Origin of the sequence: Burkholderia metallica (assembly GCF_902832845.1) — a bacterium.
GTDB classification, from domain to species: Bacteria; Pseudomonadota; Gammaproteobacteria; order Burkholderiales; family Burkholderiaceae; genus Burkholderia; species Burkholderia metallica.
This window is the reverse complement of the sequence record NZ_CADFDB010000001.1, coordinates 379807-400330: the sequence shown is the minus strand read 5'-3', so window position 1 is coordinate 400330 and position 20524 is coordinate 379807. Positions and strand designations below refer to the sequence as shown.

Genomic DNA, 20524 nt, shown 5'->3' with positions numbered 1-20524 from the left:
TGCTCATGTGCACATGGTGGGGGCTGCGTGCGCCGCGCGGTATCGGCCAAAAGGATGAAGGGCGCGCGGCGCCGGAACGCGCTAAAGTGCACGAAATCCGCGCCGCGCCCGGCGCGAGGAGCGCACATGCACCGCGTCACCCATTACCGACGGACCGGCGAAGGCATCGAGGCCATCAGCCTCGAATCCGACCGCGCGTTTCCGCGCCACGCGCACGACGAATTCGGGGTCGGCGTGATCGTCAGCGGCGCGCACCGGTCGTGGAGCGGCCGCGGGCAGGTCGACGCACTGGCCGGCGACGCGATCATGGTCAACCCGGGCGAGATGCACGACGGCGCGCCGATAGAGGCCGGCACGGGCCGGCGCTGGCGGATGCTGTACCTCGCCCCCGCGCTGGTCGCGGGTGTCGCGGCGGAAGAAGGTGTCGGCGGCGTCGAGCTCGCCCATCCGGCGGTGCGCGACGCGCGGCTCGCGGCCGCCGTCGGCCGGCTGCATGCGCGCATCGTCGCGGGAGAATCCCCGCCGCTCGCCCGCGACGAGGCGCTCGTGATGCTCGTCGCCGGGCTGCTCGCCCGGCACGCGAACCGCTCGCTGCCGGCGGCGGGCGTCGCCCCGGCGATCCGCATCGCCCGGGAGCGGCTCGACGCGGCGCCGGCCGCGCCCGTTTCGCTCGCCGAACTGGCCGACTTGAGCGGCGTGAGCCGCTTCCAGCTGCTGCGCGGGTTCGCCCGCGAACTCGGCATCACGCCGCACGCGTACCTGATCCAGTCGCGTGCGCGGCTGGCGCGCGCGCTGCTCGCCGGCGGCCTGCCGATCGCCGATGCCGCGGCCGAAGCCGGCTTTGCCGATCAAAGCCACCTGACGCGTGCGTTCGCGCGCCAGTTCGGGATCACGCCGGGGCGGTTCACTCAGGCGGTCTGACGCCACGGCCATGCCGCGTGACGACTGCCATGCGCATGCGAACCCCCTTCGAAGACGTTGCCGCGTCGACGGTAACGATATGCGCCCCGCCGTGGCGCACGCATAGCGAGCGCAAGGGCTTCAAGGCCGAAGTGCTCGAAGCGTCCGACGGCGACGTCGCCGGCATCTGGAACGCGACGGTCAAGGTTCCCGTGCCCGGCACACCAGAGGAGATGCGCCCGAGCACGCTGCAATTTCGTTCAAGACGCGCACGGCTGCGCCACGCGACGATGCGGCGCATGAAGACACGACTGATCGGCTATCTCTATCTCGCCGCCGCGATGGCGGGTGTCGGCAGCACCGTCGTCGCGAGCCGTCTCGCGGCAGGCGGCCTGCCGCCGTTCGCGGCCACGGCGCTGCGCTTCCTGATCGCGACGCCGCTGCTGTTCGCGCTGATGCGCGCGCAGCGCATGCGCTGGCCACGCATCTCCACGCGCGACGCCATGCTGCTGGTCATCCAGGCGGCGGCGGGCGGTGTCGGTTACACGGTGCTGCTGATCTGCGGCACGAAGTTGTCGTCGCCGCTCGATGCGGGCGTGATGCTCGGCACGCTGCCCGCGATGTCGACGCTGATCGCTGCCGTCGTGCTGCGCGAGCGGCAGACGCCGCGCGACTGGATGGCCGCCGCGCTCGCCACGGCCGGTGTGCTGTTCGTCACGTTCGCGCCGGGCCAGGCCATGCCGTCACTCCGCTCGCTGGCCGGCGACGCGCTGGTGCTGGCCGCGGTCGCGTGCGAAGCGGTGTTCATCCTGCTCAACCGGCGGCTTGCCGCGCCGTGGCCGCCGCTGGCGCTGTCGACCGCGATGTCGGGCCTCGGCTTCGTGCTCGCACTCGTACCGGCCGCGTTCGAATGGCACGCGGTGGCGACCGGCTGGACCGTCGGCGCGGTGTCGGCGATCGCGTACTACGCGCTGGTGCCGACCGTGCTCGGCTACCTGTGCTGGTATGCGGGTTCGGCCCGCACGAGCGGCACCGAGGCCGCGCTGTTCACGGCGGTCGCGCCGGTCTCGGCCGTGCTGTTCGCGGTCGCGCTTTTCGGCGAAACGCTCAGCGGCACGCGGGTCGCGGGCATCGCGCTCGTCGTCGCGGGTGTGGTCGTCGGCGCGACGCGGCGGCGCGATCCGGCGGCCGGAGCAGCCGGCGCACCCGAAACGCACCCGGTGAATCCGGGTCGGCCAGCCGGCCCCGCACCGACTGCAGCCGACTGATTTGCGCTCATCGTGCCGCTGCCGAAACGGCGGCGGCGCCACCCCGCCGCACGACCTGTCGTCCCCCGCGTCCGCGCCATCCGCGGCCGGCGACTGTAGGAATGTGTCCGCGCATCGCAAAACCGTTGCGCCGCACCCCGCAAGATGCAATATTCGCGTGACCGGGACCTTTGACAACCAACGAACAACAATCCGCCACGCAATGAACAGGAAGGAAGCCAAAACAAGAATCGCGGTGCTGCTGTCCGCGGGAACGAGGAAGGCCGACGCACTGGCCGAACTGTCCGGACAGGGGCTCAAGGATCGCGTGCTCGCGCACCTGATCGCGTCGCGGCCCGACCCCGAACGCTGCCGCAGGAACAAGGTGCACATCCGGATCCTGATCGCTCTCGGCATCGCCCAGCTCGCGATCAGCGTCATGCTCGCGTACTACTTCTTCGCGACGGGTGCCGGCAGTGGCCTGGCGCTCGTGTTCCTCGCATTGACCGTGCCGCTGTCGCTGCTGTTCATCTGGGGCTTTGCGACCAACCGCGTCGGCGCTTACCACGCGTTCATCCTGCTGTCGCTGCTGCAGCTGCCGAAGACCATCGGCGCACTCGGGCGCGATCCGGCAACTGCGTTGCCCGGCCTCGTGATCACGCTTTTGCTGGTGGGCTACGTGTGGTTCGTCCGCAACCGCCTGTTCCCCGACTACGGCTGGTTTGCGCCGCGCAAGGTCGACGGCCGTTACGCGTTCGTCGAGCACGCCTGACGCCACCGGCATCGAATCCGGGCCGTAAAAAAGGCGCCGGGCCGCCCCGCGATTGCGGGACGGCCCGGCGCCTTCGGCATTCCGGAACCAGCTGGCTTACTTGGCCTTTTCAGCCGTATCGCTGATTGCCTGGCCGCCCTTCGAAAGGTCCTGCCCCACGCCGGCAACCGTGTTGCAACCGGCAAGCGCGGCGGTCACCACCAGCAGCATTGCAGCAATCGTACGCGTCATTCTCATTCTCCTTGGAATCAACATGCCCGACGGGCGAATCGTGTTCGGCATGGCGCCCGGCAACATGCCGGGCACGGGGCCTGACCTGATTATACGGAGACGGCCGCCGCGCACGCCAGTACAAAGCCGCCACATGTCATCTGGGCCCCACAACCGGTTCGCGCAGATTTTTCTTGACTTCAACGCGCCACGAACTAATATACGCACCGCGTATATTTTCGTCAGGAGCCGCCGATGACCGTTCCCCAGCAAGCCTTCCTTCGCGACGCCATGCGCCGCCTCAACATGACCCGCGAAGCGTTCGCCAATCGCATCGGCGTCAGCCGGCGCGCGCTGGACACCTGGCTGTTGCCCGACGATTCGCAGGAATCGCGCGGGATGCCCGAGATCGTCGAGCGCTTCGTCTCGGAAATCGTCGAGCGCGCCACACCGGAAGGCGGTGAATATACGCAAAGCGTAGACAACCAGGGGCTCGCGAAGCAGTTCTTTTTTGAAGGCAAGCCGCAACTGCTGTCGGTCGACCAGTTCTCGCGGGACTCGGTCGAGGCGCTGTTCCGCGTGGCCGACGTGATGCAGCCGATCGCGCGCCGCCACAAGATTTCGCGCGTGCTGGAAGGCGCGGTGCTCGGCAACCTGTTCTTCGAGGCCAGCACGCGTACGCGCGTCTCGTTCGGCGCCGCCTTCTGCCGGCTCGGCGGCTCGGTGTGCGACACGACGGGCTTCACGTTCTCGTCGATGGCAAAGGGCGAATCGATCTACGACACGAGCCGCGTGATGGCCGGCTACGTCGACGCGCTGGTCATCCGCCATCCGGAGAAAGGCTCCGTGGCCGAATTCGCCCGCGCGACCAACCTGCCGGTGATCAACGGCGGCGACGGCCCCGGCGAGCACCCGAGCCAGGCGCTGCTCGACCTCTATACGATCCAGCGCGAATTCTCGCGGCTCGGCAAGATCGTCGACGGCGCGCACATCGCGCTGGTCGGCGACCTCAAGTACGGCCGCACCGTGCATTCGCTCGTGAAGCTGCTCGCGCTGTACCGCGGGCTCAAGTTCACGCTCGTGTCTCCGCCGACGCTCGAGATGCCGGCCTACATCATCGACCAGATCGCGACCAACGGGCACGTGATCGAGCAGACGACCGACCTCGCGGCCGGGCTGCACGGCGCGGACGTCGTCTATGCAACGCGGATCCAGAAGGAGCGCTTCACCGACGAGTCGTTCGAAGGCTACACGCCGGATTTCCAGATCAACCAGGCGCTCGTCGACACGGTGTGCAAACCTGACACGTTGATCATGCACCCGCTGCCGCGCGACAGCCGGCCCGGCGCGAACGACCTGTCGGTCGACCTGAACCGGGACCCGCGCCTCGCGATCTTCCGCCAGACCGACAACGGTATTCCGGTGCGGATGGCGATCTTCGCGGTACTGCTCGGCGTCGAGAACCTCGTTCAGCATTCGATGCGCGACGCGACGTGGCGCCCGCCGGCGTACCTCGGGCCGGAAGACGCGGTGTTTCACGGCGTCGATTGAGCAGGAACAGCCGGGGCGCGCCACGCGGCGCACCACGCTCAACGGCAAGCGCGCCGGGCTGCCCGGCGCGCTTTATTTTTTGCGCGCGGCAAACATGGCGGCAATCGGCGCCTAAGACGCCCACGGATCGATCACGCGCAAGCCGACCGCCTGAAATGGCGCGACGTCGCGCGTCGCAATCATCAATCCGTTCGCCTCGGCCGTCGCGGCAATGAAGCAGTCGGCGGGCGCGATCGCACTGCCCGCAGCCCGGGCCCGCGCGCGAAGACCCGCATACGCTTTGCTCGCCGCATCGTCGAACGGCAGGATCCGGCCGCGAAACAACGGCACGACACGCTGCTCGATGCTTTGATGCAACCAGTCGCGCCGGCGCCCTTCCGGCAGCGCCGCGACGCCGGACCGCATTTCGGCAAGACTGATCGCGGCAACGAATAGCGTCTCGACGTTCTGCGCATCGAGCCACTCGATCACGGCCGCACTCGGCTCGCGCCGCAGCGGCTCGGACATGACGTTCGTGTCGACCAGAATCATTCGAAGCTCATCGGACCGGTTGGCGTCTTGTCGCGTTGAACGTCGAAATCGACACCTCCCGCCTCCCGCCCGATTTCCGCCAGCAGCGTTCCCAGCTTCAGCCGACCGCCCGGCAATACCGCCTGCTCGAGAATGTCACGCACTTCCGCTTCGGTACTGCGCCCGTGCTGGGCCGCACGAATCCGAAGCGCCCGATGCACTTCATCGGGCAAATTCCGAACGGTAATGACAGGCATGATGCACCCCGAGACGATTGCTTTCAATGCAGTCATATTATCACCTTGCTGTCATTGCGGGCGAGCCGCGATGCCATCACTCTAAACCGCCCGGGAAGCCCGTCATACCTGGCCGAACGGCCATCGCCCGCCCCGCGGGCCGCAACATTCGTCAACAATTCCACAACAAACGAGAACAAGAACGCTTCTCATTCAAGTTGAAATTACATAGAATGCTGACTGAAAACAAATCGTAATAATTCCCGGCGGCATGCACATTTCCGCAGCGCAGCGCCCTGGGGCCACACCGCGAGGTCGAAGCGCACCATGAAGTCACGTCCCGACGAGCTGAAGCTCGGCAAGTTCACCACCCTGTGCAGCGTGCTCGCCGCGAGCCCGGCGTTCGCGGCGGACGGCACGCCGCCGCCCGCCCCGACCGGCACCGACGGCCATCTCGCACCGATCGAGGTCCAGGGCAAGGCCGAGCACAGCTACAAGGCCGACTTCTCCGCGTCCGCGAAATTCACCGCGCCGCTCGTCGATACCCCGAAATCCGTCACCGTGATTCCGCAGGAACTGATCCGGAACAGCGGCGCGTCGACGCTGACCGAAGCGCTGCGCACCACGCCCGGCATCACGTTCGGCGCCGGCGAAGGCGGCAACCCGCTCGGCGATCGTCCGTTCATCCGCGGCTACGACACGCAGGGCAGCATGTTCGTCGACGGCATGCGCGACACGGGCGCCACCACGCGCGAGATCTTCAACACCGAACGCATCGAGATCACCAAGGGTTCCGACGGCGCATTCGGCGGCCGCGGCGGCGCGGGCGGCAGCATCAACCTGATCACGAAGGCCCCGCATCTCGGCACCACGGCCGCCGCGAGCGCGGGCCTCGGCACCGACCGCTATCGCCGCTTCACGGCCGACGGCAACTGGCAGTTCGCCGATCACGCCGCGTTCCGCCTGAACCTGATGAGCCACAACAACGACGTCGCCGGCCGCGACGCGGTCAACAACGAGCGTTGGGGCGTCGCGCCGTCGATCGCGTTCGGCCTCGGCACGCCGACGCGCGTAACCGCGAGCTACTACCACCTGTCGACGGACGACATGCCGGACGGCGGCATCCCGTACTTCTACACGACGTCGAACAAGCCCGCGAACGTCGGCACGATCTATCCGGCGCCCGTCGATCGCCACAACTTCTACGGCCTGATCGACCGTGACTTCCGCAAGACCACGTCGGACATCAGCACGATCAGGATCGAGCACGACATCACGTCGTCGCTGACGGTCCGCAACACCACGCGCTACACGGAATCCACGCAGGACTACATCTGGACGCAGCCGGACGACAGCCAGGGCAACGTGGTGAACGGCAAGGTCTGGCGCCGCAACAACAACCGCAACAGCTCGATCAACAGCCTCGCGAACCTGACCGAGCTGTTCGGCGAATTCCGCACCGGCCCGCTCAAGCACAGCTTCACGACCGGCATCGAGCTGTCGCGCGAATGGGGCAAGCGCGATTCGTACACGGTCGCGACCGGCACCGGCAAGATCTGCCAGCAAGGGATCGGTGCCGCGTCGGGTTACAACTGCACGAGCCTCTGGTCGCCGAATCCGAACGACCCGTGGGCCGGTTCGATCACGCGCAACAACGACTACGCGCATGCGCGCACCACGACGAAGTCGATCTACGGCTTCGACACGATCGAGATCACGCCGCGCTGGCAGGTCAACGCCGGCGTGCGCGTCGACGACTACTCGACCCGCTTCACCGACACCCAGGCCAACGGCGGCAAGACCTACACGCGCGACGACACGCTCGTGAACTGGCAGGCCGGCCTCGTGTTCAAACCGGCGCAGAACGGCAGCATCTACGCGTCGTATGCGACGTCGTCGACGCCGGCCGGCATGCTGCTCGGCGAAGGCAGCGAAACGCAGTCGCTCACGCCGGGACGCGGCGGCGTCGGCTCGAACGCCGATCAACTGTCGCCGGAAAAGAACCGCAGCATCGAGCTCGGCACGAAGTGGGACGTGCTGAACGACAAGCTGTCGCTCACCGGCGCGCTGTTCCAGATCGACACGACGAACGCGCGCGTGACGCTGCCGAACAACCAGTACGCGATGGTGGGCAACAAGCGCGTGCAGGGTCTCGAGCTCGGCGTCGCCGGCCAGATCACCAAGCAGTGGCAGGTGTTCGGCGGCTATACGTACATGAAGAGCGAGTTGCGCGACAACGGCAAGGACACCGCGAACAACGGCAACCGCTTCCCGAACACGCCGAAGCACAGCTTCACGATGTGGTCGAACTACGACGTGACGCCGAAATTCACCGTCGGCGGCGGCGCGTTCTACATGTCGGAAGTGTTCGGCGATCCCGCGAACCTGCGCGCGGTGCCGTCGTACTGGCGCTTCGATGCGATGGCGCAGTACCGGATCAACAAGAAGCTCGACCTGCAGCTGAACGTGAACAACCTGTTCAACCGCACCTACTTCGACCAGGCGTATCCGGCGCACTATGCGTCGATCGCACCGGGCCGCTCGGCGTTCGTCACGCTGAACGCGCGCTACTGATCGATGGAGGCCGTGTCGCTGAAGGCACTCGCGTCGGTGTCGCCGCGCGAGTTCGCGGACATCCTGGCCGGGCCGCCCGAGCGCGCCGCCGCGTGGGTCGCGGCGGCGGCCGACAATGGCATCGTCGATGCGCAGGCCGTCTACGGGCAATACCTGCTCGACGGGCATGGCGTCGCGCGCGATCCGGCAGCCGCGTTCAACTGGTTCCGGCACGCGGCGCGCGCCGCCCACCCGATGGCGATGAACATGCTCGGCCGCTGCTACGAGTTCGGCTGGGGCACGGCCGCGTGCGCACCGGTCGCCGTGTACTGGTACCGGCTCGCCGCGCAGGCGGGGCTCGACTGGGGGATGTACAACTACGCGACGGCGCTCGCGCTCGGCAACGGCGTCGACGAGAACCGCGCCGATGCGCTCGACTGGTTTCGCCGCGCGGCCGCGCTCGGCCATGCGAAGTCGATCAACCTGATCGGCGGTTTCTACGAGGATGGCTGGGTCGTACCGGTCGACACCGACGCCGCGTTCGACCACTATCGTCGCGCCGCAGTTGCCGGCGATTTCCGCGGCCAGTTCAATTACGCACGACTGCTTGGCGAACGCGGGCACATCGACGAGGCACTCGAATGGCTCGCGCATGTGCCGGCCAGCGCTACGCCCGCGTTCGTCGCGAAGATGGTCGCGTATCTCGCATCGTCGCCGATCGACGCATTTCGTAAGGCGGCGCTGCAACTGCGGCCGCACACCCCGGCCATGGAATCCGCAACATGATGCTTCATATCCCCTGCGTACTGACCAGCACGCAGGTCGCGCAATGCCGCGAGCTGCTCGATGCCGCCGAATGGGTCGACGGCAACGCGACGTCCGGTGCGCAATCGGCGCTCGCGAAACGCAACCGGCAGTTGCCGGAGCACTCGCCCGCCGCGCGCGCGGTCGGCGATGCGATTCAGGATGCGCTCGCGCGCAACGCGCTGTTCTTTTCGGCCGCGCTGCCGCTGAAGGTGTTTCCGCCGCTGTTCAATCGCTATGAAGGCGGCGAGACGTTCGACACGCATGTCGACAACGCGATCCGGCTGCTGCGCGGCACGGATTTCCGCGTGCGCAGCGATCTGTCGGCGACGCTGTTTCTCGAAGAACCCGATGCGTATGACGGCGGCGAGCTGTGCGTCGAGGATACGTACGGTACGCATCGCGCGAAGCTGCCGGCGGGCGATCTCGTGCTGTATCCGGCATCGAGCCTGCATCGGGTGACGCCGGTGACGCGCGGCGAGCGTGTCGCGTCGTTCTTCTGGATTCAGAGCATGGTGCGCGACGATGGCGACCGCACGCTGCTGTTTCAGCTGGATACGCAGATTCAGACGCTTTCCGCCGAGAAAGGGGCGAAGGATCCGATGGTCATTTCGCTCACCGGGATTTATCACAACTTGTTGAGGAAGTGGGCGGATGCGTAGCGCCTGATGCAGGCGTTCGTCATAGCGACGTGAGGATCACTCCAACCCAAGCCAAGGCGTAGGTAATTTGGGGGTGGAAATGAAATTTGATGCGAACAAAATCCGGCGTATGGTTCACGGGTACTGACGAGCCGATCGACGGATTTGCTGGTTTGCGTATCAGCGCAGAGGCCAAGCGCGGAACTTGGTCGATACAAGTCACCGCTCAAGGGTGGCGATCCATCACAACCATCTGACGAAGTGGGCGAATAGGCATCCCAACGCGTGACACTGCCCGCGCCCCGAGCTTGCACCGTACCGTCATCCATGACTAAAATGACCATCGTCAAATGACCATGCTCATATCATGATGCCGCACGCTCCCGTATCGAAATCCGAATTCAAGGCTCGCGCACTCGAATACTTCCGGCTCGTCGAAGCGTCCGGAGAAAGCCTGATCGTCACCGATCACGGCAAGCCGACGCTCGAAATCCGGCCCTACCACGCACGCGACGCTCAGCCGTTGGAGATATTGCGCGGTTCGGTCATGCGCTACGACAAACCTCTCGATCCGATTGCGGAAGATGATTGGGAGGCGTCGCGGTGATCGTGCTGGATACGCATGCATTGGTGTGGTGGGTGGCGGGCGATTCGTCGCTCAGCAAGAAGGCGAAAAGCGCGATCGATCGCGCGCGCAGCGAAGGCGCGCTCGCGGCATCAGCGATTTCCGCATGGGAGATTGCGATGCTGGTGCGCAACGAGCGTCTTGCGCTGACGATGGATGTCGACGCGTGGCTCGCCACCGTCGCGCAGATCGACGGCATGCGCTTCGTGCCCGTCGACGCCGACATCGCCGCGAAATCCACCGACCTGCCCGGCACGTTCCACAAGGACCCGGCCGATCGCATGATCGTCGCGACCGCACGGCGTCTCGGCGCGCCGCTCGTCACCCGCGACGAAAAAATCCGCGCCTACGCGCACGTCAAGACGCTCTGGTGAGCGTCATCCGCCCGAGGGCGCAACGGCTGCGCATACGCTGCCGGACTCTGGCATATTGGCGATTCATCTGACAAAAACGACCTCGACCGGCCCGCCTCGGCGCCGGCTCGCGGCCCGCAACCGTCATCGCGCCAGTTCGTCCGCTATCGTGATCTCGCTCTCCGATCCCGTTGTCCGGTCGATCGCCCTGCTGGAATCGCACGAAGGGTTTGTCGATCTCGAAGGTTTCCATGACCGCATCGCCGTCGATCTCGATCCCCGCAACGCCCCAGGCAGAAGCCCGCATTTCCTGAAAGTGCGTCGTGGCGTGGCGCAACGGCTGGTCGCCGCCGCGCACGCGCTGCCCGACGGCCTGCGCCTGTACGTGAAGGAAGGCTATCGTCCGCCGGCCTTGCAGCGCCACTACTTCGCCGGGCACCTCGCGCACCTGCGCCAGACGCTGAATCCGCTGCCGGACGACGACACACTGATCGCACTCGCGAGCCACTACGTCGCGCCGCCGGAAGTCGCCGCCCATCCGACGGGTGCGGCCGTCGACCTGACGCTGATGTCGGCGGAAGGCACCGAACTCGACATGGGCTGCGTGCTCGACGCCACCGACCAGGAATCGTCCGGCGCGTGCTACACGCACAACCCGTTCATCAGCCGCGCAGCCGCCCGCAATCGCCAGGTGCTGATCGCCGCGTTGACGGGCGCCGGCCTCACGAATTACCCGTCGGAATGGTGGCATTGGTCATTCGGCGACCGCTATTGGGCCGTCATGCACGATCAATCGCACGCGATCTACGGCCCCGTCGAGGAAAACATGCTCGACGAAGCCGCGCGCTGACATTCTTTCCGACGAAATGCGCCCGTCCCGGTAACATCCGCACTTGCCGATCCCCGTGTGCTCCCGCACAATCGCAGCACCTGTCTCATTCCCTCCGCGCCGATGCCCTATGCGTCACTCGCCACCGGCGTCCTGCTCGCCGGCGGCCTCGGTCAACGCTTCGATCCGAGCGGCCTGCACAGCAAACTCCTCGCGCTGCTTCCCGACGGCACGCCGGTGGCGGTCGCGGCCGCCCGCCATCTGGCGGCGGCCACGGCCGACGTGATCGCGGTCGTGCGTCCCGGTGCCGAAAAACTCGCGATGCTGCTGAACGAAGCCGGCTGCCACGTCGTCTACGCACCCGACGCCGAGCGCGGCATGGGCGCGAGCCTCGCCGCCGGCGTGCGCGCGACGCCCGACGCGAACGGCTGGCTCGTCGCGCTCGGCGACATGCCGTGGATTGCGGCTTCCACCTACGAAACCGTCACACGCGCGCTCGACGCCGACGACGCATCGATCGTCGCGCCCGCGCATCGCGGCGTGCGCGGCCATCCGGTCGGGTTCGCCGCGCACCACTTCGATGCGCTCGCCGCCCTCGACGGCGACACGGGCGCCCGCGCGCTGTTCGCCAGCGCACCGGTCAGGCTGCTCGACGTCGACGATCCCGGCATCGTGCGCGACGTCGATACGCCGGCGGATTTGCGCTGACCGGGCGCGCGCGAAGCGCATACTGCAACGCATGCCCCGCTTCCGCGCGGCAGATATCCGCAAGAAAGCCGCCCCCGCGCGGATTGCGCAGACGCCGGACCACCTGCTGCAAGAATCCCGCAGCAAACGCACGCCCGATTGGCTATAACGGAGACGAGGCGCACCCGCCGCACCACCGCCGTCACGCACTGCGCGAGTTCTCCATGAGCGACCACACGACCCCGACGCCCGAGCCCCCTGCCGACCCGAACCGCGACCCGGAAGACGACCCGCTGTGGTCGCCGCCCGGCCATCACGACAACCCGCAGCAGCCGGACGGACCGCCGAGCAAGGATCCGGTCTAGCGGCAACGCGGCAGCGCCGCGCACTCGCCGCCGGTTCCGGCCGCGCGCCGTCTCCGCACGCCGTCGTCTAGCGCGCCGTATACCCCCCGTCGATCGGCAGCGAAACACCGCTGACCATCGACGCCGCATCGCTCAGCAAGAACAGGATCGGCTCGACGACCTCGTCCGGCTCCGCAAATCGGCCGAGCGGAATCGCGGCCAGCATCGGCGCACGCTTTTCCGGTTCGCTCCACGCGAACTGCGCCATCGGCGTGAGCGTGACGGTCGGGTTCACGCTGTTCACACGAATGCCGTGCGGCCCGAGTTCGATGCACAGCACGCGCGTGATCGCGTCCATCGCCGCCTTCGACGCGCAATAGCTCAGATGCGCGGGCAGGCCGACGAGCGCGGCCTGGCTCGATACGTTGACGATGCTGCCCCGCGCGTGCGCGACGCCGCGTGCGTCACGCGCGATCATCTTCCGCGCGACGGCCCGCGCGACGAGCGCAGCGCCGCGCGCGTTGACGGCCATCACGCGATCGAAATGCGCGGCGCTCACGTCGAGCGCCGCTTCGAGCGATGCGATCCCCGCACAGTTCACGAGGCCGTCGAACCCATCGTATGCGCCGATCGCCACGTCGATCGCCTGCTCGTCTGCGCCGACATCCAGGCGCAGCGTCTCGCATCCGGTCTCGCCGGCCAGCGCGTCGAGCGCAGCCGTGTCGCGCCCCGCCGCGACGACCTGAGCGCCGGCCTGCACGAGCGCGACCGCGCACGCGCGCCCGATCCCGCTCGACGCGCCCGTGACGAGCATCCGCGAACCGCTGAAATCGAATCGTGTCTTCATGATGGCGTGTGCAACCCGTGCATGATCGGTTGGAGCGCCGGATACAGCGCCGTATAAAGCGCAAAGCGCGCCGCGTACGCTTTCGCGCGTTCGGCATCGGGCCGCGCGCGCTCGACGAGCGTGACCCATCCGCGCTGCGCGTCGTCGTGCGACACGAGCCCGGCGCCGACGCCCGCGAGCAGCGCGGCGCCCATCGCGGCTTCGACGTCCTGCTCGATCGTCCACACCGGGAAGCCCGTCACGTCCGCGATGATCTGCATCCACAGCGGCGAATGCGCGGCGCCCCCGACGACGATCAGCCGGTCGTCGAGCGCCGTCGCACCGCGGCGCCCGGCCTCGATGTTGTGCCGCAACGCGAACGCGACGCCTTCGAGCACCGCGCGATACAGGTGCGCGCGCGTATGCGCGAGGCTCAGCCCGACGAACGCGCCGCTCGCCTTCGCGTCCCACACGGGGCTGCGTTCGCCCATCAGGTACGGCAGGAACAGCACGCCGTCGGCGCCCGGCGGCACGCTTTCGGCCGCCTCCTCGAGCAGCGCGTGCGGGTCGCCGTGCGGCAGCAGGCGCGCCGCATCGATTTCGGCCTGACAGAACTGGTCGCGAAACCAGGCAACCGACGCGCCTGCCGTGATCGCCCCGCCGAACACGTACAGGTCGCGCTGCCCGTTGAACACGTGCGGCATGCTGACGAGCCCGTGACGCGCATCGACGTGCCGGCTCACGTAGCCCCAGCACATGCTGGTACCGATCATCGCGACATGCTGCCCCGTGCGCGTCGCGCCGGCCGCGAAGGTCGCGACGGCCGCATCGACGCCGCCCGCGACGATGGGCGTGCCCGCCGGCAGCCCGAGTTGCTCCGTCCATTGCGACAGCAGCCCGCCGACGACGTCCGTCGATTCGACGAGCCGCTCGGGCATCATCGTCGCCGGAATGCCGAGCATGTCGAGCGCGTCGTCGGACCACTCGCGGCGCGCGACGTCGTACACGCCGCCGATGTTGCCTGCCGAGCTGTGATCGACCGCGACCTCGCCGGTCAGCAGATAGATCACGTACGCGTTCGGCGGCAGGAAATAGCGCACGTTCGCCCACACGTCGGGCCGCTGGCCGCGCAGCCACAGCATTTTCGTGAAGCCGTAATAGCTGTCGACGCCGTTGCCGGTGATCACGCGCAGCCGCTCGACGTTCACGTTCGCGTTGACCCAGTCGACTTCCGCGGTCGCGCGCCGGTCCATCCAGATCAGGCACGGATGAAGCGGTCGCATGTCGCTGTCCACCGGAATGCCCGAGCCGCCGTACAGGCTGCCGACGCACACCGCGCGAATCGCGTCGGCCGGCACGCCCTGCGCGCGCGCATCGCTCACGCAGCCCGCGATGCACGCGAGCACGGCATCGAACCACACCTGCGGCCATTGCTCGGCCCATAGCGGGCGCGGCGTATCGGGCTGGTAGCCGGCCGAGCGCCGCGCGACGATCGTGCCGTGCCGGTCGACCAGCAGCGCCTTGGTGCTCTGCGTGCCGATGTCGACGCCTATGACGTAGTCCATGATGTCTCCGGTGAGGCGCAACCGTCAGTTCGCCGGCTTCAGCAGCACCTTGATCGATTCGGGCGATTTCGCGACGCGGATCGCGTCGTCCCAGTCCTCGAACGCGAAATCGTGCGTGACGATGCCTTTCGACGTGACGAGCCCGCGCGCGAGCAAATCGATCGCGATCGGGTAACAGTAGGGCCCCAGGTGTGCACCGCGCACGTCGAGCTCCTTGCGATCGCCGATGATCGACCAGTCGACGGTCGCGTCCTCGCCGAACACGCTGAATTCGACGAAGCGGCCGAGCTTGCGGATCAGGTCGAGCCCCTGGCTCACGCCGACCGGCGCGCCGGTCGTCTCGATGTAGACGTCGCAGCCGTAGCCGTCGGTGAGCGACCTGACGATCTCGCGCGCATCGTCGCGCTTCGGGTTGATCGTCACGTCGGCGCCGTACTCGCGCGCCAGTTCGAGCCGCTCGTCGATCAGGTCGATCACGACCAGCTTCTTCGGCGTCTTCAGGTGCGCGACCTGCGTCATCATCAGCCCGAGCGGGCCCGCGCCCGCGATCACGACCACGTCGTCGAGCTGGACGTCGCCGCGGTTCACCGTGTGGATCGCGCACGACAGCGGCTCGATGATCGCCGCATCCTCGAGCGACACGCCGAGCGGAATCCGGTGGACGATCGCGGTCGGCGGAATGCGCATGTATTCGGCCATGCCGCCGTCCGCGACCTCGCGCTGGAAGCCGAAGATGTTGTGCACTTCGCACATCCAGTACTGGCCCGACTTGCAGTAGCGGCACTTGCCGCAAGGCACGATCTGCTCGGCGATCACGCGGTCGCCGAGCGCCACGCCGAAGTGCTCGGCCGCGCCTTCGCCGAGCGCTTCGACGTAGCCGAAGAATTCGTGGCCGGGTATCACGGGCGCCTTCACCCACGGGCTCGGGCCGCCCCAGAACATCTTCGCCCCCATATAGCACTTGCAGTCGCTCGCGCAGATTCCGCATGCGGCAATGCGGATCACGAGCTCGTTCGCGCCGGGGCGCGGCTTCGCGACCTGTTCGACGCGATAGTCCTCGGGGCCGTGGCAGACGACCGCGGTCATCCGCGGCGGGGCTTCGGGTGTCGTCATGGGTTGTCTCTTTCGTGGATGATATGGATTGCCGATGAATCGGTCGTTACCGCGACCGTTCCCGGCTGATATAGATCGCGAGCAGGATGATTCCGCCCTTGATCACGTTCTGCACATACGGGTTCACGCCGATCATGTTCAGCCCGTTGTTGAGCACGCCGAGCAGCAGCGCGCCGACCAGCGTGCCGAGGATCGCGCCGCGCCCGCCCGAGATCGACGTGCCGCCCATCACGACGGCCGCGATCGCGTCGAGCTCGAAGCCCACGCCCGCGTTCGGCTGCCCGCTCATCAGCCGTCCGGTCAGCACGATCGCGGCGAGCGCCGACGTGAGCCCGGCCAGCGTGTAGACGATCAGCTTCACGCGCGCGACGCGCACGCCGGTGAGCCGCGTCGCCTGTTCGTTGCCGCCGATCGCATACACGTAGCGGCCGAACGGCATCCGGTCGAGCAGCAGCCACGCGATCGCGTAGACCGCGAGCATGATCAGAACCGGCGCCTGAATGCCGAGCACCTTGCCGCTGCCGAAGAACGCGACCCAGTCGGGCAAGCCGTCGATCGGGTAGCCGCCCGTGTAGATCAGCGCGAGGCCGCGCGCGATGCCCATCGTCGCGAGCGTGACGATGATCGGCGGCATCCCCGCGAACGCGACGAACACGCCGTTCAGGAAGCCGAAGCCGAGGCCGACCGCGATGCCGATCGCGAGCGCGGCCGCCGCGTTGACGCCCGCGACCATCAGCCCGGCCGCGAGCGTGCCCGACAGCGCCATCACCGAGCCGACCGACAGGTCGATCCCGCCGGTCAGGATCACGCAGGTCATGCCGACCGCGATGATCGCGTTGATCGACACCTGCCGCAGCACGTTCTCGAGGTTCGCGGCGGACAGGAAGCTCGGGCTCGCGATCATCATCGCGATGCACACGACGACAAGGCCGACGAGCGGATAGAACAGCGTCGAGCGGCGCAACTGCGCCCACATCGCGCGCGGCGGCGGTGCGGCGCCGTTTCCGTCGGCCGCGAGCGTCGTGGAAGGCGTGGAAGAAGAATCAGGCAGGTTCATGGGTCGCTCCTCGCGTGCCGGCCGTGGCATAGGTCATGACCGTGTCGGGATCGATCTCGTCGCCTTCGAGCGTCGCCTCGATGCGGCCCTGCCGGAACACGGCGACGCGATCGCACATGCCGACGATCTCCGGCAGTTCGGACGAGATCATGATGATGGCGTAGCCGCGCGCGGTGAGTTCGCGCATCAGCCCGTAGATTTCGGCTTTCGCGCCGACGTCGATGCCGCGCGTCGGCTCGTCGAAGATCAGCACCGACGTGTGATGGTTCAGCCAGCGCGCGATCACGACCTTCTGCTGGTTGCCGCCGGACAGCGTCGCGACCTCGGTGTGGATCGACGGCGCCTTCACGCCGACGCGCCGCATCACGTCGTGCGTCGTGCGCGCCTCGCCGCGGCGGTCGATCAGCCAGCGCATCGACCGGTACTTGCCGAGGTTGTTCAGCGAAATGTTGTCGCGGATCGAGAACGACGTGACGAGCCCTTCCGTCTTGCGGCTCTCCGGCAGGATGCCGATGCCCGCGCGCAGCGCGTCGGCCGGGTCGGCGAGCTTCGCGGCCGCGCCGCGCACGCGCACGTCCTTGCGATGCGCGCGCGTCGCGCCGATCACCGCGAGCGCGGTCTCGGTGCGGCCCGAGCCGACCAGCCCGGCGAACCCGAGGATCTCGCCGGCATGCAGCGTGAAGCGGTTCACCGGGCCGCCGCGCTCGATCTGCAGCGCGTCGACCTCCAGCACCCGCGGCGCATCGGCCGCACGCGCCGGCTTCGGCGGAAAGCTGCTTTCGATCCGGCGGCCGACCATCATCCGCACCAGTTGCTCGACGTCGGTGTGCGCGACGTCGGTCGTCGCCACGTACTGGCCGTCGCGCAGCACCGTGATGCGATCGCACACCGCGAAGATCTCGTCGAGGTGGTGCGAGATGAAGATCATCGCGACGCCCTGCCGCTTCAGCTCCCGCATGATCGCGAACAGGTGTTCGGCCTCGGCCGGCGTGAGCGTCGCGGTCGGTTCGTCGAGGATCAGGATACGCGCGTCGAGCGACAGCGCCTTGCCGATCTCGACGAACTGCTGCTGCGCGACCGACAGCGTGCGGATCGGCGCATCGAGATCGATCGCGACGCCGAGCCGCGCGAAGATCCGGGCCGCCGCGTCGCGCATCCGCCTGCGATCGCGCGCGCCCCAGCGATTGCGCAGTTCGCGGCCGAGGAACAGGTTGTCGACGGCGTCGAGGTGCGGAATCAGGCTGAACTCCTGGAACACGATGCCGACGCCCGCCGCGACCGCGTCGCGATAGTCCGCAAAATGACGTGGCGCGCCGTCGATCTCGATCGTGCCGGTATCCGGCTGATGAATGCCGCACAGAATCTTCATCAGCGTCGACTTGCCCGCGCCGTTCTCGCCGAGCAGCGCGTGAATCTCGCCGCGCGCGATCTGCAGATGAATGTCGGACAGCGCCTTCACGCCCGGAAAGCTTTTCGTGATGTGGCTGAGCCTGAGTATCGTGTCCATCGGCTTCTCCGTACGAGGGGCGCCGGCCGCGCCGCCGCCCTTCGCGTCGCATCGCACGTCGTTCACCAGCTGAAGCCCTTCGCATTGCCGCGATCGACGACCTTCACGTCGACCGGGATCGCCTTCGGCACCGTCGCGCCCCACTTGCGCGCGATCGCGATGCCGAGCGCGATGCGCACCTGGTCGGCCGGGAACTGCGCGGTCGTCTCGATGAACTTCGAATTCGGCTTCTGGATCGCGGCGATCGCCTCGGGCGCACCGTCGACGCTCGTCAGCTTGATGTCCTTGCCGGAACCCTCGATCGCGGCGAGCGCGCCCATCGAGCCGCCGTCGTTCACGCTGAAGATGCCCTTCAGGTTCGGATGCGCGGAGATCATGTTTTCGGTGACCGACAGCGCGCTCGCGCGCTCCTGCTTGCCGTTCTGCGTGTCGACCAGCTTCACGTTCGGGTATTTCGCGAGCCCCGCCTTGCAGCCGCGCACGCGTTCGAGAATCGGCACGACCGGAATGCCGTCGAGGATCGCGACCTCGCCGCTGCCGCCGATCGCTTTCGCGAGGTAGTCGCACGACATCACGCCCGCGTCGTAGTTCTTCGAGCCCACGAACGAATCGACCGGGCCGTTCGCGTTCGCGTCGACGGCCACGACCACCGCGCCGGCTTTCTTCGCCTGCGTGATCGCCGACTGGATGCCGGTCGAATCGGTCGGGTTCACGAGCAGGATGTCGATCTTCTTCTGCAGCATGTCCTCGACGTCGCTCACCTGCTTGCTGACGTCGTGATGCGCGTCGGTGACGACGACCTGCGCGCCGATCGACGCGGCCGCGTCGTTCAACGCCTTCTGCATCGTCACGAAATACGGGTTGTTCAGCTCCTGGAACGTCATGCCGATGCGCAACGGCGCGGCGTGCGCGGCGGCGGGCAACAGCGCCGCAACGGCGAGCGCGGCAACGGCCGCGATGCGGGCGGCGCGACGAGGGAATGAAGCGGATGATGCGTGCGTCATGACGGTGTCTCCAATCGTGTGCGGCTTTTTCGTGGGTGAATGCGCCCCTCGCGACGTGAACGGCGCGATCGGCTGGGTAAAACGGGGGGGGGAAAATTCAGGCGGGCCGCGGCCCGGCGATCATCCCGGCTGCGGCGCGAGCGCCGGCACGCCGGGCGTGACGACGCGCGGCGGCAGCGGATTGCCGGTGGGCGCCGCATGCAGCGCCAGGTCTCGGCTGCGCGCGTTCAGGCGTTGCAGCGCGCGGAATTCGGACGGCGCCATCCCCTTCAGCGCGCGGAACTGGCGGTTGAAGTTCGACACGTTGTTGAAGCCGGCCTGGAAGCAGATGTCGGTGATGCTCGCGTCGTCGGCGAGCAGCATCTGGCACGCGGATTCGACCCGCAGACGATTCACGTACTGGACGAACGGCATGCCCGTATGGCGATGGAACGCGCGCGAAAACGCGCTGACGCTCTGCCCGGTCAGTTGCGCGAGTTCGGATTCGCGCAGGTCGGACGCGAGGTTCTTGCCGATGTAAGACAGCGCATGGCTGAGCCGCGTGGGCGTGACGTCGGCCTGATCGTACGCGGGGCTCGCGAGCAGCGTGCGTTCGGCCGCGCCGCAAAGGCGTTCGAGGATCGTCATGAACAGCGCGATGCGGCGCATGCCGCGCGCCGTCAGCAGTTCGTCGAACAGCGGCGCGATCGCGGCGCTGGTTGCCGCGTCGAAACCGACGCCGCGCCGCGCATCGTCGAGCAGCGCCTGCGCGTCGCGGCATTCGGGAAACGCGTCCATGCAGCGGCGCACGAACGCGGGATCGAACTGGATCACGAGATTGCGGCGTTCGACGGTCTCGCCTTCGGCCATGTCGCTGACCCAGTTGTGCGGCAGGTTCGGGCCGAGCAGCACGAGATGGCCGGGGCCGAACGAGCCGATGTGGTCGCCGACGAAATACTTGCCGCGGGTCGCGACGATCAGGTGCAGTTCGAATTCGGGATGGAAGTGCCAGCGGATCGTGCGATACGGATAGCCGTGCGACCACACCTTGAACGACTCGTCGCGTCGCACGTCGACCACTTCCAGATCGGGGTGCATCATGTTGGCGTCTCCATTCCCATGTCTCGTCGGCCGGCCTCGTCGGCTGCGCCGCGCGTTTCACGCGGCGACGCGGCCGGTCGCATGGGAAGCAATGTAGGTCGATCGAGCGC

Annotated in this window: 22 protein-coding genes; 12 read left to right on the top strand and 10 right to left on the bottom strand. The window is 67.6% G+C overall.

What is annotated here, in order from left to right:
* Positions 1-126 precede the first annotated feature (126 nt).
* The 3 genes from HWX08_RS01780 to HWX08_RS01770 all read left to right on the top strand — a co-directional run bounded on the left by HWX08_RS01780 (position 127) and on the right by HWX08_RS01770 (position 2919).
* Positions 127-921, top strand: a complete 795-nt coding sequence (locus HWX08_RS01780) for an AraC family transcriptional regulator (protein WP_069260370.1) — start codon at positions 127-129, stop codon at positions 919-921.
* 278 nt (positions 922-1199) lie between these two features.
* Positions 1200-2168: a DMT family transporter gene (locus HWX08_RS01775; protein WP_174922799.1), complete on the top strand. Its 969-nt coding sequence runs from the start codon at positions 1200-1202 to the stop codon at positions 2166-2168.
* A gap of 202 nt (positions 2169-2370) precedes the next feature.
* Positions 2371-2919, top strand: a complete 549-nt coding sequence (locus tag HWX08_RS01770) for a permease (protein WP_174922786.1) — start codon at positions 2371-2373, stop codon at positions 2917-2919.
* Between the two features lie 96 nt (positions 2920-3015).
* On the opposite strand, the gene HWX08_RS01765 is transcribed toward HWX08_RS01770, so the two are convergent.
* Positions 3016-3150, bottom strand: coding sequence for an entericidin A/B family lipoprotein (locus tag HWX08_RS01765; RefSeq protein ID WP_069261192.1), 135 nt, complete (start codon positions 3148-3150; stop codon positions 3016-3018).
* A gap of 234 nt (positions 3151-3384) precedes the next feature.
* Here HWX08_RS01765 and HWX08_RS01760 point away from each other — a divergent pair, with 234 nt between their 5' ends.
* On the top strand, positions 3385-4680 hold the full coding sequence (locus HWX08_RS01760) for an aspartate carbamoyltransferase (RefSeq protein WP_069260372.1): 1296 nt from the start codon (positions 3385-3387) through the stop codon (positions 4678-4680).
* A 111-nt stretch (positions 4681-4791) separates the two neighbouring features.
* Here HWX08_RS01760 and HWX08_RS01755 read toward each other — a convergent pair whose 3' ends face one another.
* Positions 4792-5211, bottom strand: a complete 420-nt coding sequence (locus HWX08_RS01755) for a type II toxin-antitoxin system VapC family toxin (RefSeq protein ID WP_069260373.1) — start codon at positions 5209-5211, stop codon at positions 4792-4794.
* Positions 5208-5447: a FitA-like ribbon-helix-helix domain-containing protein gene (locus tag HWX08_RS01750; protein WP_107314447.1), complete on the bottom strand. Its 240-nt coding sequence runs from the start codon at positions 5445-5447 to the stop codon at positions 5208-5210. Before HWX08_RS01750 ends, HWX08_RS01755 begins: the two co-directional genes overlap by 4 nt.
* 306 nt (positions 5448-5753) lie before the next feature.
* Between HWX08_RS01750 and HWX08_RS01745 the strand changes: the two genes are divergently transcribed.
* The 8 genes from HWX08_RS01745 to HWX08_RS01710 all read left to right on the top strand — a co-directional run bounded on the left by HWX08_RS01745 (position 5754) and on the right by HWX08_RS01710 (position 12283).
* Entirely contained in the window at positions 5754-8000 is a 2247-nt protein-coding gene (locus HWX08_RS01745) for a TonB-dependent receptor (protein ID WP_174922785.1), read from the top strand.
* Positions 8001-8003: 3 nt separating this feature from the next.
* Positions 8004-8765 carry a tetratricopeptide repeat protein gene (locus HWX08_RS01740; RefSeq protein WP_174922784.1) on the top strand — a complete coding sequence of 254 codons (762 nt, stop codon included), beginning with the start codon at positions 8004-8006 and terminating at the stop codon, positions 8763-8765.
* Entirely contained in the window at positions 8762-9445 is a 684-nt protein-coding gene (locus HWX08_RS01735; RefSeq protein WP_174922783.1) for a Fe2+-dependent dioxygenase, read from the top strand. Before HWX08_RS01740 ends, HWX08_RS01735 begins: the two co-directional genes overlap by 4 nt.
* A gap of 346 nt (positions 9446-9791) precedes the next feature.
* Entirely contained in the window at positions 9792-10031 is a 240-nt protein-coding gene (locus HWX08_RS01730) for a type II toxin-antitoxin system Phd/YefM family antitoxin (protein ID WP_174922782.1), read from the top strand.
* Positions 10028-10423, top strand: coding sequence for a type II toxin-antitoxin system VapC family toxin (locus HWX08_RS01725; protein ID WP_069261196.1), 396 nt, complete (start codon positions 10028-10030; stop codon positions 10421-10423). The genes HWX08_RS01730 and HWX08_RS01725 overlap by 4 nt, the downstream gene beginning before the upstream one ends.
* A 148-nt stretch (positions 10424-10571) precedes the next feature.
* Entirely contained in the window at positions 10572-11252 is a 681-nt protein-coding gene (locus tag HWX08_RS01720; protein ID WP_244122669.1) for a M15 family metallopeptidase, read from the top strand.
* 102 nt (positions 11253-11354) lie between these two features.
* Positions 11355-11939: a nucleotidyltransferase family protein gene (locus tag HWX08_RS01715; RefSeq protein ID WP_069260376.1), complete on the top strand. Its 585-nt coding sequence runs from the start codon at positions 11355-11357 to the stop codon at positions 11937-11939.
* Between the two features lie 203 nt (positions 11940-12142).
* A complete protein-coding gene (locus HWX08_RS01710) occupies positions 12143-12283 on the top strand; it encodes a hypothetical protein (protein WP_174922781.1) in 141 nt (46 codons plus the stop codon).
* 67 nt (positions 12284-12350) lie between these two features.
* Here the strand turns inward: HWX08_RS01710 and HWX08_RS01705 are convergent, their stop codons facing one another.
* The 7 genes from HWX08_RS01705 to HWX08_RS01675 form a co-directional block, all read right to left on the bottom strand.
* Positions 12351-13109: an SDR family oxidoreductase gene (locus tag HWX08_RS01705; protein ID WP_174922780.1), complete on the bottom strand. Its 759-nt coding sequence runs from the start codon at positions 13107-13109 to the stop codon at positions 12351-12353.
* The gene (locus HWX08_RS01700; protein WP_174922779.1) at positions 13106-14653 is read right to left on the bottom strand and encodes an FGGY-family carbohydrate kinase; all 1548 of its coding nucleotides are present in this window, start codon (positions 14651-14653) and stop codon (positions 13106-13108) included. The genes HWX08_RS01705 and HWX08_RS01700 overlap by 4 nt, the downstream gene beginning before the upstream one ends.
* A 24-nt stretch (positions 14654-14677) precedes the next feature.
* Positions 14678-15766: an alcohol dehydrogenase catalytic domain-containing protein gene (locus tag HWX08_RS01695; RefSeq protein ID WP_174922778.1), complete on the bottom strand. Its 1089-nt coding sequence runs from the start codon at positions 15764-15766 to the stop codon at positions 14678-14680.
* A 46-nt stretch (positions 15767-15812) separates the two neighbouring features.
* Positions 15813-16823 carry an ABC transporter permease gene (locus tag HWX08_RS01690; protein ID WP_069260380.1) on the bottom strand — a complete coding sequence of 337 codons (1011 nt, stop codon included), beginning with the start codon at positions 16821-16823 and terminating at the stop codon, positions 15813-15815.
* Complete coding sequence (locus HWX08_RS01685) at positions 16810-18330, bottom strand: sugar ABC transporter ATP-binding protein (RefSeq protein WP_174922777.1); 1521 nt, start codon at positions 18328-18330, stop codon at positions 16810-16812. The genes HWX08_RS01690 and HWX08_RS01685 overlap by 14 nt, the downstream gene beginning before the upstream one ends.
* 62 nt (positions 18331-18392) lie before the next feature.
* Positions 18393-19334, bottom strand: a complete 942-nt coding sequence (locus HWX08_RS01680) for a substrate-binding domain-containing protein (protein ID WP_069260381.1) — start codon at positions 19332-19334, stop codon at positions 18393-18395.
* Between the two features lie 120 nt (positions 19335-19454).
* The gene (locus tag HWX08_RS01675; RefSeq protein WP_174922776.1) at positions 19455-20414 is read right to left on the bottom strand and encodes an AraC family transcriptional regulator; all 960 of its coding nucleotides are present in this window, start codon (positions 20412-20414) and stop codon (positions 19455-19457) included.
* Positions 20415-20524: the final 110 nt, after the last annotated feature.